The sequence below is a fragment of the Sorlinia euscelidii genome, from assembly GCF_036452135.1.
Taxonomy (GTDB): Bacteria; Pseudomonadota; Alphaproteobacteria; order Acetobacterales; family Acetobacteraceae; genus Sorlinia; species Sorlinia euscelidii.
Genome location: NZ_JAWJZZ010000003.1, coordinates 145928 through 162788, shown reverse-complemented (window position 1 = coordinate 162788; position 16861 = coordinate 145928). Strand labels below are relative to the sequence as shown.

Here is a 16861-nt window from a genome sequence, read left to right as displayed (position 1 = left end):
GACAGACCTCTTGTCAGACTCTCAAAACATATTCAACGCAAGCCGGGCTTCATCGCTCATGCGGCTCATATCCCAGGGTGGGTTCCAGACGATCTCAACCTTCGCCGCCGTCACACCCGGCACGGACTCGACCGCCTGCTTGACCTGTAAAGGAAGCTCCTGCGCACTCGGACAATTGGGGGCTGTCAGCGTCATTTCAATATTGACGCGCCCATCCTCGTACATATCGACGGCGTAAATCAGGCCCAATTCATAGATATTGACCGGTATTTCCGGGTCATAAACCGAGGCAATCGCGCCGATGATCTGATCTTCGTTCAACTGAGAAGAAGCGGCCTCGTCAGGCGCATTGAGCGCCTGAGTCAGGACGTGACGTGGGGTGGCACTCATATTAATGACCCTCCCCGAAAACGAACTGGGCTTTTTCAATCCCCGCCATCAGGGCTTCAACATCCTGTTGGGTGGAATAGGCCGCCAGACTTGCCCGCGCCGTCGCTGTCACACCGAGTCGCCGCAGGAGCGGCTCCGCGCAATGCTGACCGGCGCGTATCGCGATCCCCTGTTGATCCAGCAGAACGGCGAGATCATGCGGGTGGATATTGCCGAGCGTAAAGGAGACGACGCCGCCGCGTTGCGCCGGAGCGCCAATGACGCGCGCCGCTTTGACGGTGCCCAATGCTGACAGCAGCATTTTGGTTAATGACTGTTCTTCCGCCCGAAGCTGCGCGCGATCATATTTTTCAAGGAAATCAATCGCTGCGCCCAGCCCGATCACCTCAATAATGGGCGGTGTCCCTGCCTCGAACTTATGCGGGATGGGCGCCCAGCTGGAGGCTTCAAAGGTCACGCTTTCGATCATTTCGCCGCCGCCCATAAAGGGCGGCATCGCTTCAAGCAACGCCGTGCGCCCCCAAAGCACGCCAATACCGGTCGGACCATAAAGCTTGTGACCGGTGAAGACGAAGAAATCCGCACCGAGCTTTTCGAGGTCGACGGCCTCATGCACGACGGATTGTGACCCATCGACAAGCAGTTTCGCGCCATATTGGTGCGCGAGCGCGGCGATGCGGGAAATGGGGGTGAGCGTACCCAGCACGTTGGACATGTGCGTGACCGCAACCAGCGCGACCTTCCCGTCTGCAAGAAGCGCTTCCATCGCGTCGAGATCAAGTTCCCCCTCCGGCGTGATCGGCGCGACACGCAGGGAGATCCCGCAGCGATCCCGGAGGAGCTGCCACGGAATGATATTGGAATGGTGCTCCAGCTCCGTAATCAGCACGGCCTGGCCGGGTTCAAGGAGGCTCCCGAAGCTATAGGCGACGAGATTGATCGCTTCCGTGCTGTTGCGCGTGAAGGTGATTTCTTCCCGCCGCGGCGCGTTGAGAAAGCGTGCGACTTTCGTGCGGACGGCTTCATAGGCCTCAGTCGTATGCTCACTCATATAATGCAGGCCGCGATGGATATTGGCATATTGGTGACGCATCACCTCGGCCATCGCTTCGATAACAACTTCCGGCTTTTGCGCGGATGCGGCGCTATCGAGGTAGGTGAAGGGCCGCCCGTGCACTTTTTCCCGTAAAATCGGGAAATGGCTGCGGAAATCCTCACGCAATAAAGGTGGGGTCACGACGTCACTCATGAAACATGTCTCAGATTGGCGGATGCGGCGACACGTTGATGTAAAAATGGCAACAGGGCCTCACAAGGTGCCAGCGCAATCACCTCCATCAGAAAAGCCTCAATCAGCATTTCGCGTGCGCGCGTCTCATCAATGCCGCGCGTGCGCAGGTAAAAAAGCTGCTCATCATCAATAGCCCCGACCGTTGCCCCGTGGGAGCATTTAACGTCATCCGCGTAAATCTCAAGCTCCGGCTTGCTGTTGATTTCCGCCTCAGGGGAGAGAAGCAGCGCCTGATTCATCTGGAAACCATCTGTCTTCTGCGCATGAGGTGCGACAACGACTTTACCCTGAAAAACCCCTTTGCCACGCCCGTAAATCACATTCGCGACAGTCTGGCGCGACTGGCAATGCGGCGCCGTGTGATTGATGACGGAGGTGATGTCGCCCGTCTGGCCCGTCCCGATCAATTGGGCCCCGTTAATATGCACGGCCGCACCCTCTTCAATCAGATGGGCGTCAATTTCCTGCCGGGAGAGCGCCCCGCCAAGGACCAGTGTAAAGCTGTTATAAACGCCACCGGCTGCGACGCGCGCTTCAATCACGGAAAGGGACTCAGCCGCACGGCTATCCTCGATAATGCGGATATGCGCAAGGGTCGCGCCCGGTCCCACATCGAGATCATAGACGGGATTGGCCAGATAGGGGCCGTTACCTTTCTGGAAATCAAGAAGGACGAGACGCGCACCGCGTTCCAGATGAATGCGGTGATGCAAATGGGTCGAGGACAGCGTTTCATGCTGATTCATCGTTGTGAGACTGACGGTGCCTTCATCAACCCCCTCCCCGACTTCAAGGGTGAGGCCCGGTTGGCGCAGGGCACGATTCAGCGCCGTCAGAGGCGATATTGTAGTCTCGAACGGTTCACGATCGAGGTCCCCCGCATGCGCGCCTGCATCACCTTCCGCCAGAACGCCGTTGACGAAAGTCACGCGGCGGCCCGGCAGGTCAGGGAGCGTGCTGAGAAGCGCAGAGAGGGCGGCGGCATCCAGATGCGATGGCGCGGCATAAATCTGCTCCGACAGGGAGCGGGGGTTCGTATAACGCCAGGCCTCCATGCGTCGATGCGGCAGGCCGGTTTCCCGCAATAGACGCGCCCCCTCACCGGACCGGGCGCGATCAAGAAAGCCGACGAGGCCGGGCGATAGGCTTTGAGTCGCCGTCATGCCGCACCTTCCAGGTAACGCGTATAGCCTTTCGCTTCGAGTTCGACCGCCACGGACGCATCACCACTATGCAGGATACGCCCCTTGGCCATAACGTGCACACGGTCTGGCTTAATGTAATCGAGCAGGCGCTGATGATGCGTGATGATCAGCGCGGAAAAATCAGGGCCGCGCAGGCTGTTGACGCCTTCCGCCACGATGCGCAACGCGTCGATATCCAGCCCGCTATCCGTCTCATCGAGGATGGCGAATGACGGGCGCAGCATCCGCATCTGAAGCACTTCATTGCGCTTCTTCTCCCCGCCTGAGAAACCTTCATTAACGTTACGCTTCAGCATCTCATCGGACATGTGCAGATGCTTCGTCTCAGCGCGCACGGCTTTCAGGAAGGCGACCGCGTCCAGCTCCGCCTCACCGCGCGCGCGTCGCACTGCATTGACGGCGATCCGCAGGAAATTAGCATTATTGACACCCGGCAGCTCAACCGGCGCCTGAAAAGCGAGGAAAACACCCGAAGCGGCGCGTTCCTCCGGCGTCAAGGCAAGCAGATCCTGCCCTTTGAACAGGACGGAACCGCCCGTCACGGCATAATCCTCGCGCCCGGCCAGAATATAAGAGAGCGTCGATTTCCCCGAGCCATTCGGCCCCATGATCGCGTGTACCTCACCCTGTGGCACGGAGAGGGTCAGGCCATTCAGGATTTTTTTTGGGGGTTCCGACATCGCGACCTCGGCATGCAGGTCGGTAATTTTGAGAAAATCATTCATGCGCTTCATCCTATCCGACACTGCCTTCGAGACTGACCTGTAAGAGCTTCTGCGCTTCCACGGCGAACTCCATGGGCAATTCCTTCAGGACATCGCGGCAGAAACCATTCACGATCAGACCCACCGCATCCTCCTCCGATATGCCGCGGGACCGGCAGTAAAAAAGTTGATCCTCGGAGATTTTGGATGTCGTTGCCTCATGCTCCACCCGCGCGGAGGAATTGCGGTTTTCAATATAGGGAATCGTGTGGGCACCGCACTGATCACCGATCAGAAGACTGTCACATTGTGAAAAATTACGCGCGTTCCGTGCACGCGGCGTCATGCGTACAAGGCCGCGATAGGTGCTGTCCGAATGCCCTGCAGAGATCGTCTTGGCGATGATCGTTGAGCGCGTATTGGGCGCGAGATGGATCATCTTGGTACCTGTATCCGCCTGTTGATGATTATTCGTGACGGCCACGGAGTAAAACTCTCCGACCGAACCGTCCCCCGCCAGAATGCAGGATGGATATTTCCAGGTGATGGCAGAGCCTGTCTCAACCTGCGTCCATGAGATTTTGGCGTTACGGCCACGACAGGCGCCGCGTTTTGTGACGAAATTATAGATGCCGCCTCGACCTTCCGCATCACCGGGATACCAGTTCTGCACGGTCGAATATTTGATGGAGGCGTCATCCAGGGCGACAAGCTCCACGACCGCAGCATGAAGTTGATTTTCATCACGCATGGGCGCGGTGCAGCCCTCAAGGTAGGAGACGGAGGCCCCATCCTCACAGATGATCAGCGTCCGCTCAAACTGTCCGGTATTGCGCGCATTGATTCGAAAATAAGTTGAAAGCTCCATCGGGCATTTGACGCCCTTTGGCACAAAGACGAAAGAACCATCCGTAAAAACCGCCGAATTCAACGCAGCGTAAAAATTGTCACTGACGGGCACGACACTGCCGAGATATTTTTTGACGAGGTCGCTATGCTCCCGGATCGCCTCTGAAATCGGGCAGAAAATCACACCCGCCGCACGCAGCGTCTCGCGAAATGTCGTGACAACCGAAACACTATCAAAGACCGCGTCCACCGCGATGGGCGGACGTTGGCCGTCAGCAGGCGCATCAGCACCCTCGACACCGGCCAGAATGGCCTGCTCATGCAGGGGGATGCCGAGTTTGGCGTAGGTTTTGAGGAGTTCCGGGTCGACTTCTTCCAGGGATTTCGGGCCGGGCTTCTTTTTTGGCTGCGCGAAATAATGGGCGTCCTGAAAATCGATCGGCGGGAATTTCGGCTTCTGCCATTGCGGCGGGGCCATGGATGTCCACGCCTTATAAGCCTGAAGACGCCAATCGAGCATCCATTGCGGCTCATCTTTCCGGGCGGAAATATAACGTATGATATCTTCATCGAGGCCCTTCGGGGCCATTTCCATATCGATATCCGTCTCGAACCCCCACTTATATCCCGATTGGGCGAGGGATTCGATGGTGTCGCGAGTCTCGGTCGACGCGCTCATGAAGACGCTCCATGACGATAACGGGGACTTGTATCAATAATGGCGGCTAAAGGCGCCGCTTTTGCCTGGGGGCGTGACGGCATCATATCCGCCAGCGTGATGGCTTCCAGCGCGCGGAAGACAGCGTCATTCACCATGTCCCAATGACCGGAGAGAGAGCAGAGCGGCCCCGCATCACAATAGCGGCCATTGACGCAGGCTGTGACCTCAATCGGCCCATCTACCGACGTAATGACTGATGCGACTGAGATCTGATCAAGCGGTCGACCGAGACGATATCCGCCGCGCGCCCCCCGAAACGAGGTGACAAGTCCATCTCCCGCCAGACCTTTGAGTAGTTTCGCGACGGTCGGCTCAGGCACACCTGTGGATTGCGCAAGGGAGGACGCCGTTGCGAGCGTGTCCAGCTGGCCAAGCTGCACCAGCAGCACGGCCGCGTAATCAGCTAATTTGGAAAGTCGCAACATCGCTTACCTCAAAGATTCGGTAAAATTCATTCAAGACCACGCAAGTCCTCTTTGCCCCTGAGATGGACCCGGTCCCGTTTTCAGTCAAGGGCTTTTTGGTTTTTTTATCGCGTTTTCAATGCATCGCCATGCGGAAGAAGCGGGAAGCGGCTTCCAGCATGGCGCCGATGATGAACCCCACCAGCGTTCCATTGACGCGGATATATTGCAGGTCTTTCCCGATCCGCTCCTGAAGACGGTTTGTCAGGCTTTGACTGTCCCATTTCGACATGACGCTGGCGATATATTGCGCGAGCTGGGCACGGATCGCGGGCAGAACACGCAGAATAATGGCGCGGATCGTGGCGTCGACCTTCTGCGCCGTTGCCGGGTCAGACTTGAGATGGTGAGAGGTGCTGAGCAGAATCGAGTCGATGAACTGGGCCGTCACACCGTCATCCGCCTCACTATCATCCTCGATCCGGCTGCGAAGGCGGTGCCAGATCTGCCCGCTCCATGACAGGACGCTGTCATGACGAATCAGGCGCAGTAGGCTCTCCTCCAGATGGGCGCGACGCGGCGCGTCATTTTCGAGCAGATCAATCTCCCGCCGCAGCCATTCCGTAATATTCTCCCGCATCTGAGGGTCGGCAGGGTCGATTCCTTCCAGCTCATTATAAAGGGACGTGATCACTTTCTGCGCGACGGAAGGGCCGATCATCCAGCCCACGACTTTGCCGCCTTGTTCCGTCACGCGCCGTTGGATGAAACGGCGCAGGTGATCCTCCTTCTCCTGAATCGCATTTTTGAGTCGCAGGAGGAGGAAGGAAACCACCTCCTGATGCAGGTCATCCCGCACGAGACTGCGTAAAATGCGGATCAGGAGCGGCCCTGTCGCCTTGCCGGCCACGAGCATCTCAAAACCGCGTCGGATGGCGGAGGCGGCCGTGCCATCCTCCACCCTGTCCAGCAGGCCCGGCAGGGCGCCCCGAATGGCGGCGGAGCAGGTCGCGCGAAAAGCATCATGGCCCAGCCAGCCCGCCAACCGGCCCGGTAATTGTGCGGATTCGAGCGCGCGGGTGACTTCAGCCTCATCAAAAAACTGCGACGCGACAAAGCGTCCGGTCGCCTCCGCCAGGCGCGCCTGCTGACGGACGAGAATCGCCGTATGGGGAATGGGCAGTCCGAGCGGATGGCGAAAAAGCGCCGTGACCGCGAACCAATCGGCAATCCCCCCCACAAAACCGGCACGGGCACCCGCCCCGATCAGCCCGACGAGCCATCCCTCCCTGACGACATGCATCATGGGCAGGACGGTCGATGCCACGCCGACACCGCCCATGACCACAAGCATACTCGTCGCCACACGCCGCATTTTTCGATAAGCGTTCGCGGCATTCTGATCTGACTGAATAATTATCGGCATCACCCTGCAACGTCTGAAGGCCCAATCGGATAAAACCCGGCCGCCTGATTTTTTTACGTGGCGGACGGTATGTTCCTGACCTGTCACGCGCATGCACCGTCCCCACCGCGACATGCGTTACATCTGCGTCACTGTCGCCCGTAAGTCGCCCTGATAACCTAAAATTCTTCCTCTCGCCTTATGAAACATCATTGCGCACGAACGGAGGCTTGTAGAGAATGCACCCGATAAACCTCCTTTGCATATTGAGATAATCTTGCCGACAGAACGCCCTAACGCCCCGATAACTGAACGTCCCTTCCCTGCGGAGACGGCCATGACGGCGCGGACGTCGCGACCAAAGGCATCAAACGCGAGATTGATGGCGGCTTTGGAGGGTGACCCAACCCTAGCTGAAAAGAGGCATGGCCAGGTCAGTGCCATGACGCAGCGCATCAGCGCCGGACTTGCCAGCGAGGAACTCAGCATTGACGATCTGGAAGAGACGGTTCGGCAGTTGAGGGACACGGCGCTGCATCATCGCGCGGCCCATCTTCGCCATTATGTCGGGCTGGACGCAGAAGTGCCTCTGGCTGATCGCCTTATCTCGGCCGCCCGTCAGCTTGTCGCGCAATGTGAACGGATTGAAGACCTGCGTGACCGTCTGGCGCGCCCGGCTTTTTCCGCCGTTTTTACGGCGCACCCGACTTTTGCCCTGAGCGACGCTGTCTATGAGCAGCTTGCCCACCTCGCGACAGACCCCGCGCTTGAAGTCCCGAAACTGGCGTCACATCGAAGGCTAGAAGCGCCAACACTCTGGCATGAGCAGGACCTCGCCCTCGCCGCCATATTACGGGGCGGGATGCGATTGACGCGCTCAACCGCGCACTCCTGGATGCCTGCCGGGAAAAATGGCCTGACGCGGCTTTATTACCAAGTCCTGTCGTTCTGGCGAGTTGGGTGGGGTTCGATACGGATGGGCGCAGCGACATTCACTGGTGGGACACGATTGCAATCCGTCTCGCGCTCAAGGAAACGCAATTGCGGCGTCTTAAGGCGCAGCTTGCAAAATTTCTGCCGACGGACAGCCCTTTCCTCGCCCGGTTGCGTGTGGCGATTGACGCTGTCTCAGCGCAGCGCAGTGCAAGCCCCCGGCCCGGCCGAAATGCCGCGAAAGATGTTGCCGCCTTCGCGGCGGTTCTGATCGGGCGGCGTGATGAAGCCCTGCTGGACGCAGATGCACTGTCAGATCTCTACCAGACGGCCAGAGAGACATGTGACGCGGCCGCCCGTCGTGAGATCGACATTGCCTGGAGTGGCTTCACGGCCCACGGGCTGAGCGCGGCGCATATCCATACCCGGCTGAACGCGACACAGATTTACAATGTCGTTCGCCACCGTCTGAGCATTGAAGATGACCCTGCAATCCCTTCCCGACGGCGGAAGGTGATCGGCCAGATCAACGAAGCGCTCAATGAAAAGGCGCCACCCGTCCCGGTTGACTTCGGCTCCCTGCTGATGGAGCAAATTTCCGCGGCGCGGCTGATGATGACGATGGCGCAGATCCTCAAACATATCGACCAGACGACGCCGATCCGGTTTTTGATTGCGGAGACGGAGAGCGGCTTTACATTGTTGGCGACATTGTGGCTGTCCCGGCATTTCGGCATCCGGGATGATCAGATCCAGATCTCCCCGCTTTTTGAGACTCAGTCCGCGCTGGAGCACGGCGACACAATCCTGGAAGAATGCTTCCGCTCCCCTCATTGGCGAGACTATCTGCGCAATAATGGCCGTTTGTGCCTGCAATTTGGTTATTCAGATTCGGGGCGCTATATCGGGCAATTGGCGGCAACCAATCTGGTTGAACGCTTGCGACTCAAAACGCTTGAGCTCATGCGCCGCCATGAGCTGACCGATATTGAGCTTGTGTTGTTTGACACGCATGGGGAGAGTATCGGGCGCGGTTCCCATCCTTTCAGTTTTCAGCAAAGGCTGGAATATTTTTCACCCGCTTACACGGCGCATCTCTTCAAGGAAGCCAACATCCGTGTGCGAGAGGAAGCCGCATTTCAAGGGGCGGATGGTTACACGCTGTTCGGCACGCCGGAACTCGCGACATCCACAATCGTGACCATTGCGGAGCATCTTTCGCGGGAAACACAGACAGCCTCTTCCGACCCGATTTACGCCAATCCGGAATTTTCCTTCGATTTCTTCTCAACCATCGCGCTGGATATGGCGACATTGGTTGAGGATCCCGGTTATGCTGGCATGTTGGGGGCCTTCGGGCCGGCCTTGATTGATAAATCCGGCTCGCGCCCCTCAGCCCGGCAGGCGGATGGCGCCAGCGTGACACGTATTTCACACGTCAATCAGCTGCGCGCGATCCCGAATAACGCCATTTTGGAACAGCTTGGCTGGTGGGCGAATGTGCTTCAGGGGCTGGGCTCCGCCGCGGCACGGCACGCGGATAGTTTTGAGCGCCTCTCCCGCACCAGCCGTCGCTTTGACCTGGCGTTGGATTTTGCACGGCAGGCCCTGAGTCACTCGGATATCGGCGCCCTGCGCGCCGTTATTGACCTGCTTGACCCAGGCACCTGGCTGGACCGCGCGGCGAATAGTGACAATGAGTCTCGTCGCAGCCAATATATGCGTCTGGCGAAGGGGCTGGAGGAGCTCGGGTTCTGGCGGCATCTTCCACCCATGTATCGACACGTCCAGGCAGACCACATCTCGCTTAATTCTGTCTGGTCGCACGGCCTGCATATGGCGCGGGATGAGCGCATCCTCCACGCGATACGCCATGCCGTGATTGAGGAAATCTGGCTGCTGGCCACGCGCATCCCGTATTTCAGCCCGCGAAACAATATTTCCCGCGAGCGGCTCTTACAATTGATCCTGCAATTAGAGATCCCATTGGCGCTCAAGAAGCTGGGGGAAATCTTCCCGCAATATCTTGGTACACCGTCTGAGCTGAGTTTTCATGAGCCACAGGGCGCTCGCGATGATCAAGGCTTCATGAGGGAACATGAAACGATCTTCCGCCCCATGGCGCGGCTGTTTGACCTGCTGAGAGAGATCAGCACGGCCGTCATGCACGCGAACGGTGCATTTGGCTGATTTACCGCGCCATTTCTGCCCCATTGACCCTTTGCACGGTGTGGAAATATCACGATTTGCTACGTAATTTTCTGTCAGGTCAACTTAAGTCGATCTGACTCGTTTTCCAGTGCAATGGTTTTATGTCTGGAGACGTTTTATGCACATTTTGTGGACGTTGATCGTCGGATTTCTGGTGGGGCTTGTCGCCAAGCTGCTGATGCCCGGACGGGCGCCGAGTGGCTTTATCATCACCATCATCCTCGGTATTGCGGGCGCGTTTCTCGCGGAGTGGATCGGTCAGCAGCTGAACTTCTATGCTGAAGGTCAGCCGGCGGGCTTTATCGCCTCTGTCATCGGCGCGATGATCCTGCTCTTCTTCTATGGGCTCTTCACAAGAAATCGACCGCCACCGGTATAAAAAAAACGCCTCCCGATTGGGAGGCGTCTTTTTTTCGAGCTTTAACAAGACTCAGGCAGATTTGGCCATGATCTCATCCGCGACATTGCGCGGGACGGGGTCATAATGGTGGAACTGCATGGTGAAGGAAGCGCGGCCCTTCGTGGCTGAACGCAGATGCGAGATATACCCGAACATCTCCTTCAACGGCACTTGAGACCGGATCATCACAGTTGAGCCCGCTGTCTCCTGGCTTTGGATGATGCCACGGCGACGGTTAAGGTCACCCACAACGTCACCAACGTGATCATTCGGTGTGGTGATCTCGACATCCATGATCGGCTCAAGAATGACGGGACCGGCCTTCTTCATCCCCTCACGGAAACATGCTTTTGCCGCGATTTCAAAGGCCAGAGCCGATGAGTCGACATCGTGATATTTACCGTCAAGCAGGGTAAACTTGAAGTCCACCGTCGGGAAACCCGCCAGGACACCCGTGGATGACTGGACACGGATGCCCTTCTCAACCGCCGGAATATATTCCTTCGGAACAGCGCCACCCACGACTTTATTCTCAAACTGAATGTCCGCATTCCGCTCAACCGGGGTGAATTCGATCTTCACCTCAGCATACTGACCCGAACCACCCGACTGTTTCTTGTGGGTGTAGGTCTCAACATGCGTCTGGGTGATCGTCTCACGATAAGCGACCTGCGGCGCGCCGACATTGGCCTCAACGCCATATTCACGGCGCAGACGGTCAACAATAATGTCGAGATGCAACTCGCCCATGCCGGAAAGGATGGTCTGACCCGTTTCCTGATCCGTTTTAAGCTGGAGGGAAGGATCCTCCGCCGCAAGCTTCTGCAGGGCGAGAGTCATTTTCTCAACCGCGTCTTTCGTCTTCGGTTCAACGGAGATGTCAATGACCGGGACGGGGAATTGCATGCGCTCAAGCACGACGGGGTCACTCGGATCCGCAAGTGTGTCACCCGTGACCGTATCTTTCAGCCCAACGAACGCCGCGATATCACCGGCGCCGACGGATTTGACTTCCTGACGCTTATCCGCATGCATCTGGAACATCCGTCCCACGCGCTCTTTATGGCCCTTGATCGTGTTGATCACGGTATCACCGGCATTCAGCACGCCGCGATAAACACGCACGAAAGTCAGCGTGCCATATTTGTCAGAGATGATTTTGAAAGCGAGACCCGCAAATTTACCATCCGGATCAACCGGGACGATCGGCAGGAAGTTTTCGTCCACCTCCTCATCTTCCGGCGGCGCGATACGGATACCCTCAACCTCATCCGGTGCCGGGAGGTAATCAATCACCGCGTCAAGGAGGGGTTGCACACCCTTGTTTTTAAAGGCTGTACCACAAAGGACGGGGCGGAACTCACCGGAAATGGCACCCTTCTTGATGCATTTCTTCAGCGTTTCGACCGCGACGTCGCCTTTCTCAAAATATTCCTCCATCGCCGTCTCATCGACGCTCAGCGCCGTGTCGAGCAGGTTCTGGCGGGCTTCCTCGGCTTTTTCCTTCAGCTCGGCCGGAATATCCTCATAGTGGAATTTCGCACCCAGCTCGCCGCCTTCCCAGATAATGGCGCGCATTTCAACGAGATCGACGACACCGACAAAATTCTCTTCCGCGCCGATCGGCAACTGAAGCGGAATAGCGACGATGTCGAGCTTTTCCTTCAATGTGTCGAAAGCGCGATAGAAATCCGCCCCCGTGCGATCAAGCTTATTGATGAAAATGATGCGCGGGACGTTATAACGATCCGCGAGACGCCAGTTTGTCTCGGATTGCGGCTGGACACCGGCCACACCTTCAATAATGAAGATCGCACCATCGAGAACGCGCAGTGAGCGATTGACCTCAATATTAAAGTCGATATGGCCAGGCGTGTCGATGATGTTGATGCGGTGCGCATTCCACTCGCAGGTTACAGCGGCTGACGTGATGGTGATGCCGCGCTCACGCTCCTGCGCCATATAATCTGTGGTTGTGTTACCGTCATGGACTTCACCAATGCGGTGCGACATGCCGGTATAATAAAGGATACGCTCCGTCGTCGTCGTTTTGCCGGCATCAATATGCGCGGTGATGCCGATATTTCGGATTTTGGAGAGAGCCGATTTGGCTTCTGCGACGCTGCTGTCGGACACGGATAAACCTCCACAATGCACTTGAGGCGCTTCAGACCTTCTGAAACACCCCCGCCGAGGCCGTCACAATCCCCTATTCACCAGAGGGGGTTTTGGATCGACCATGTCGCCATGCGTCAAGGAAACGGGTCAAAGACGGCTGACGATAAGGCTTTAAAACTTCAGAATATCCCGGATGCGGACAGCCCCATCCGGGAGGGACCGACCGTCAGGCTGACTTTTCGGCCCGATTTTCCATCACACGACGGATGCGGCGCTTGATGATCTGCGCTTCCGCGGGGAGCTTGCGATTCGGTGCCGAAAGCAGGAAGGCGTCAAGCCCGCCATTATGCTCAATCGTGCGGATGCCCTGCGTGCTGAGGCGTAGACGCACGCCCGTCTGCAACGTGTCGGACAGAAGCGTGATATCCTGCAAATTAGGCAGGAAGCGACGGCGCGTTTTGTTATTGGCGTGGCTGACATTATTGCCAGTCAGCACGCCTTTGCCTGTAATTTGGCAGCGGCGAGACATAGCAGATTTCCTCGAAACAATTCTCGATCGCCGAGAGGTCTCCCCGGCACACGACATGGGTATTCAGGCGCGGCTTATGACGGAGAGGCTCGATTTCGTCAAGCTGAAAGCACAGATCCCGTGCATTTGGCACGCTTTTTGACAGGAGTTGTGCTAAAAATCATTCGAACAGCCATCCGGGACGGGCCACCCGCGCCGTGCCGCTGTTTGCCCGTCATGCCCTGAGACACGCCGCCGGTAAAGCGCGGAAGGAATGAAGCAGAGAATGGAATGCGTTAAGGCGAAGGGCACTAAGACGGCCCTTTTTTTGGAAAAAATAAGCGTTTTACGCCCCTCCTCTCTTCGCACGACACGGCAACCGCTCTTTTATCACGGCCATATGATCGGCTGGGTCGCTGCCGAGATCGCCATGCACATCCCGCAGGAAGCCGGTCACGCGACGCTTCAGAAAGGCGTGCATATTGCCGGACATCATCGCCTGACCGAAATTGGCGAGATTCTGTCGCAGAAACAATTATTCCGTTGTTTCAACGAGCTTTTTGACGTGTTCACGCTGGATGGGCATGTGCTCGGACAGATTGATCGTGGCGCGCTGCCGCTTCTCGGGATGGCCGCGCGCGGCGTGCATATGAATGGCATCGTCATGCGCGACAATCAGTGCCTCCTTTGGGTCGGACATCGTGCAGCGGATAAACGCCTCGACCCAGGCAAGCTGGATCACCTCGCTGCAGGTGGCGTGCCCGCAGGGCTGTCGCCTTTCGATACAATGATCAAGGAAGCGGCCGAGGAGGCGGGCATCCCGGCCTCATTAAGTCATCAGGCACAGCAGGTCGGTCTCTTGAATTACGTCCAGAATCGGCCTGAAGGTTTACGGCGCGACACGCTTTATTGCTATGACCTGTTCCTGCCGGAGGATTTCACGCCCCGCCCCGTGGATGGAGAGGTGACGCGGTTTGAACTGATGAAGCTGAAGACCGTTCTGGACCTTGTTCGGGACACTGACAAATTCAAATTTAATGTCAATCTTGTGCTCATCGACTTCTTTATACGTCATGGCCTCTTCACCCCCCATGAAGCGCGAGAGATCGGCGCTGTCCTTTATCAGGACATCAAACTTGAGCCTGTCACCCCGTAAAGCGATGCCGCGCGTCAGATCTGAAAACAACCTCTGGCGCTCTGAAAAGACGCAGCGGTGCGCCCTTGTTTTTGCTATAAAAGATTTATGTCAATTCGGCGCAGTGTCTTGCCGTTTGACGACCCTCTCCCCTCCGCGGAAAAGCGGGAAGCAGTCAGGACGGACATGAAAACCGGCGTCGATCACCCCCCAAGTTCAGCACAAAGACCCGGCAAGCCATCCCGCCGCCGCGCCGCGGAGACCGCCCCGCCGCCGCCTGAGGAAATGAGCAGCCCCGCACAGCGGCGTGCCCGGGCGCTGCTCGGCGTGTTTTTTGTGCTTCTCGCCCTTTACACCCTTCAATCCTTCCTGCCGGCATTGCTTTGGGGTTGTGTCTTCGCCATCGCCTGCTGGCCGCTTTACCGTCATGCAGAGCAGAGATGGGGACATTCCAACTGGATACCCGCCTTGTTCACGCTTTTTGTCGCGCTGATCTTCCTCATCCCGATGAGCTATCTGGCCGTGAAGACAGCAGAAGAGGCGCAGGGGGCTTTGCATTGGCTGGATTCGGTCCGGCATGAGGGTGTTCCCGCCCCGCCATGGCTGGGAGACCTCCCTTTTCTTCAGACGACTATTGCCAATGCCTGGGAGAAATATCTCGCGGACCCGCAGCAACTGAACCAGATTTTCCATTCTCTTGATACAGGCGGGCATCGCGTCGCGGTAACGAAACAGGTCACCTCCCTCATCCTGCGACGTTCGACCCTCTTTCTCTTTTCCATTTTAACGCTGTTCTTCCTCCTCCGGGATGGCGCAAGCATTATTGCGCGGCTCATCACCGTTTCGGAGAGGACATTCGGGCAACGCGGGGAAATCATCGCGCGTCAGATTATTTTCTCGATTCATGGCACCATTGCCGGTCTTGTTTTCGTCGGGCTGGGAGAGGGTTTTGTGATGGGTGTCGTTTATGCTTTTGCCGGCACGCCGCAGCCGATTCTCTTTTCCTTTCTCACGGGTGTGGCGGCGATGATCCCGTTTCTCGCCCTGCCGACGGTGATGGTCGCGGCGCTTCTGGTGCTGATCCAAGGCAAAATGGTCGCGGCATGTCTGATTATTGCCATTGGCTGCCTCGTTATCTTCATCGCCGACCACTTCGTCCGTCCCGTCATTATCGGTGGGACGATCAGGATGCCATTCCTCTGGGTGCTTCTCGGCATACTCGGCGGTGTGGAAAGTTGGGGGTTGCTTGGGCTCTTCCTCGGGCCAGCCATCATGGCGGCATTGCATATGCTATGGAGGATGTGGAGCAATACGGAAACGGTGAGCGCACCGCGCCGGAAAAATGAGATGGCTTCGTGAAAGACCAAACGCGGACGGAGATATCGGGCAGGCGGGATTCGAACCCACGACCCCCAGTCCCCCAGACTGATGCGCTACCAGGCTGCGCTACTGCCCGTCCGTCGTTTGGACCCCTGCGCATTTAGCAGGGGGCGGCCCCGCCTGCAAGCGCCTTTGAGGGATTTTCTAAGGTAAGGGGAGGTTTTTACGCAACGCCAGCAACTCAACCCGCACGTCACGCAGGAGCTCAATTAATTGCGCCTGCTTATCCATCAATCGTGTGTAGCGCGCCGAATCCATCTGCTCCCCACTCGCGGCCTCATCAGCCTTACGATCTGGGCGGGTCTCAGCAGAGCCCGATGTGATTTTCGGTTCTGAGCCATTGCGCAGGCAGGGCGTATTGCCAGGCTCGATTTGAGTCCGACCCGTATGGCCCCGCGATACATCTTCAAGCGTTTTAGACCGGGCCGCCGCGCTGATACCGTCCTGGAAGTTCTGCGTGCTGCCCGACTGGTAAATGAAGGGCGTCGCACTATCCTCAGCGAAACCAACTGCGGGAACGTAGTCCGACGTTCTGAATGCCGCTTCAGGCGTCGGGACCTCGCCATGGCCTTTCAGAACCCGTTGCACACCTTTGATCGTGTAACCCTCAACATAGAGAAGCTCCGAAATCCGGCGAAGCAGGTCGATCTGATCCGGGCTGTAATAACGACGGCCACCACCACTTTTAAGCGGCGCGACCTCATCAAACCGCGTTTCCCAGAATCGCAGCACATGTTGAGGGACGTGGAGAAGGTCGGCGACTTCGCTTATCGTGCGATAGGCGTCAGGCGCTTTCTTGCCGTATCTCTTGGCTGAGTTCGCGCCGAATGCCTCATCTTGAGAATCGGGAACAGGCCTTCCATCGACCATTTTACGTGACCTCCTCGACGACTCTCTTTTCCTTGATAGGGGCCGCGCGGAGGGCTGACTTCAACATCTGGCTTGGCCTGAAAATCAGGACACTCCTAGGTTGTATGGCCACCTCTTCCCCCGTCTTGGGGTTGCGACCAATGCGACGCCCCTTTTTGCGGACGGCAAACGTCCCGAAACCGCTTAATTTCACGGTTTCGCCGGACTCGAGGCTTGCTGCGATATTCTCTAATACGCTTTCAAGCACGTCAGAGTTGTCTTGCCGCGACAAACCTATACGGGTGTGAAGTAAATCGACCAGATGAGCGCGTGTGATTGTAGACATGTGCACAAGCTA

At 57.3% G+C, this 16861-nt stretch carries 16 protein-coding genes and 1 tRNA gene; 5 read left to right on the top strand and 12 right to left on the bottom strand.

Features of this window, described 5'->3' with window-relative positions; translation table 11 throughout:
- Positions 1-21: 21 nt before the first annotated feature.
- From CGLAMM_RS06415 to CGLAMM_RS06385, 7 genes are all read right to left on the bottom strand, one after another.
- Entirely contained in the window at positions 22-390 is a 369-nt protein-coding gene (locus CGLAMM_RS06415) for an SUF system Fe-S cluster assembly protein (RefSeq protein ID WP_394820320.1), read from the bottom strand.
- Between the two features lies 1 nt (position 391).
- On the bottom strand, positions 392-1639 hold the full coding sequence (locus CGLAMM_RS06410; RefSeq protein ID WP_394820319.1) for an aminotransferase class V-fold PLP-dependent enzyme: 1248 nt from the start codon (positions 1637-1639) through the stop codon (positions 392-394).
- Positions 1636-2844 (bottom strand): Fe-S cluster assembly protein SufD, encoded by a 1209-nt coding sequence (gene sufD / locus CGLAMM_RS06405; protein ID WP_394820318.1) that lies wholly within the window; start codon positions 2842-2844, stop codon positions 1636-1638. Before sufD ends, CGLAMM_RS06410 begins: the two co-directional genes overlap by 4 nt.
- Complete coding sequence (gene sufC, locus CGLAMM_RS06400; protein ID WP_394820317.1) at positions 2841-3611, bottom strand: Fe-S cluster assembly ATPase SufC; 771 nt, start codon at positions 3609-3611, stop codon at positions 2841-2843. Before sufC ends, sufD begins: the two co-directional genes overlap by 4 nt.
- A 10-nt stretch (positions 3612-3621) precedes the next feature.
- Entirely contained in the window at positions 3622-5118 is a 1497-nt protein-coding gene (sufB, locus tag CGLAMM_RS06395) for a Fe-S cluster assembly protein SufB (RefSeq protein WP_394820208.1), read from the bottom strand.
- On the bottom strand, positions 5115-5585 hold the full coding sequence (locus CGLAMM_RS06390) for an SUF system Fe-S cluster assembly regulator (RefSeq protein ID WP_394820316.1): 471 nt from the start codon (positions 5583-5585) through the stop codon (positions 5115-5117). The genes sufB and CGLAMM_RS06390 overlap by 4 nt, the downstream gene beginning before the upstream one ends.
- Before the next feature lie 115 nt (positions 5586-5700).
- Positions 5701-6918, bottom strand: a complete 1218-nt coding sequence (locus CGLAMM_RS06385; protein WP_418115495.1) for a DUF445 domain-containing protein — start codon at positions 6916-6918, stop codon at positions 5701-5703.
- 493 nt (positions 6919-7411) lie between these two features.
- Here CGLAMM_RS06385 and CGLAMM_RS06380 point away from each other — a divergent pair, with 493 nt between their 5' ends.
- From CGLAMM_RS06380 to CGLAMM_RS06370, 3 genes are all read left to right on the top strand, one after another.
- The gene (locus CGLAMM_RS06380) at positions 7412-8173 is read left to right on the top strand and encodes a hypothetical protein (protein ID WP_394820206.1); all 762 of its coding nucleotides are present in this window, start codon (positions 7412-7414) and stop codon (positions 8171-8173) included.
- Between the two features lie 314 nt (positions 8174-8487).
- Positions 8488-10092 carry a phosphoenolpyruvate carboxylase gene (locus CGLAMM_RS06375; RefSeq protein WP_394820221.1) on the top strand — a complete coding sequence of 535 codons (1605 nt, stop codon included), beginning with the start codon at positions 8488-8490 and terminating at the stop codon, positions 10090-10092.
- Positions 10093-10231: 139 nt separating this feature from the next.
- A complete protein-coding gene (locus CGLAMM_RS06370) occupies positions 10232-10492 on the top strand; it encodes a GlsB/YeaQ/YmgE family stress response membrane protein (protein ID WP_319807314.1) in 261 nt (86 codons plus the stop codon).
- Between the two features lie 51 nt (positions 10493-10543).
- On the opposite strand, the gene fusA is transcribed toward CGLAMM_RS06370, so the two are convergent.
- Complete coding sequence (gene fusA / locus CGLAMM_RS06365) at positions 10544-12649, bottom strand: elongation factor G (RefSeq protein ID WP_394820205.1); 2106 nt, start codon at positions 12647-12649, stop codon at positions 10544-10546.
- A 208-nt stretch (positions 12650-12857) separates the two neighbouring features.
- Positions 12858-13160 (bottom strand): 50S ribosomal protein L28, encoded by a 303-nt coding sequence (rpmB, locus tag CGLAMM_RS06360; protein WP_394820204.1) that lies wholly within the window; start codon positions 13158-13160, stop codon positions 12858-12860.
- 307 nt (positions 13161-13467) lie between these two features.
- Here rpmB and CGLAMM_RS06355 point away from each other — a divergent pair, with 307 nt between their 5' ends.
- Both CGLAMM_RS06355 and CGLAMM_RS06350 read left to right on the top strand, forming a co-directional pair.
- The gene (locus CGLAMM_RS06355; protein ID WP_394820203.1) at positions 13468-14295 is read left to right on the top strand and encodes an NUDIX hydrolase; all 828 of its coding nucleotides are present in this window, start codon (positions 13468-13470) and stop codon (positions 14293-14295) included.
- 87 nt (positions 14296-14382) lie between these two features.
- Positions 14383-15633, top strand: a complete 1251-nt coding sequence (locus CGLAMM_RS06350; protein ID WP_394820202.1) for an AI-2E family transporter — start codon at positions 14383-14385, stop codon at positions 15631-15633.
- A gap of 23 nt (positions 15634-15656) precedes the next feature.
- Here the strand turns inward: CGLAMM_RS06350 and CGLAMM_RS06345 are convergent.
- From CGLAMM_RS06345 to CGLAMM_RS06335, 3 genes are all read right to left on the bottom strand, one after another.
- A tRNA-Pro gene (locus CGLAMM_RS06345) sits at positions 15657-15730 on the bottom strand.
- 68 nt (positions 15731-15798) lie between these two features.
- Positions 15799-16524: a MerR family transcriptional regulator gene (locus CGLAMM_RS06340; RefSeq protein WP_394820201.1), complete on the bottom strand. Its 726-nt coding sequence runs from the start codon at positions 16522-16524 to the stop codon at positions 15799-15801.
- A gap of 1 nt (position 16525) precedes the next feature.
- Positions 16526-16849 (bottom strand): integration host factor subunit alpha, encoded by a 324-nt coding sequence (locus tag CGLAMM_RS06335; protein ID WP_319807308.1) that lies wholly within the window; start codon positions 16847-16849, stop codon positions 16526-16528.
- Positions 16850-16861 lie beyond the last annotated feature (12 nt).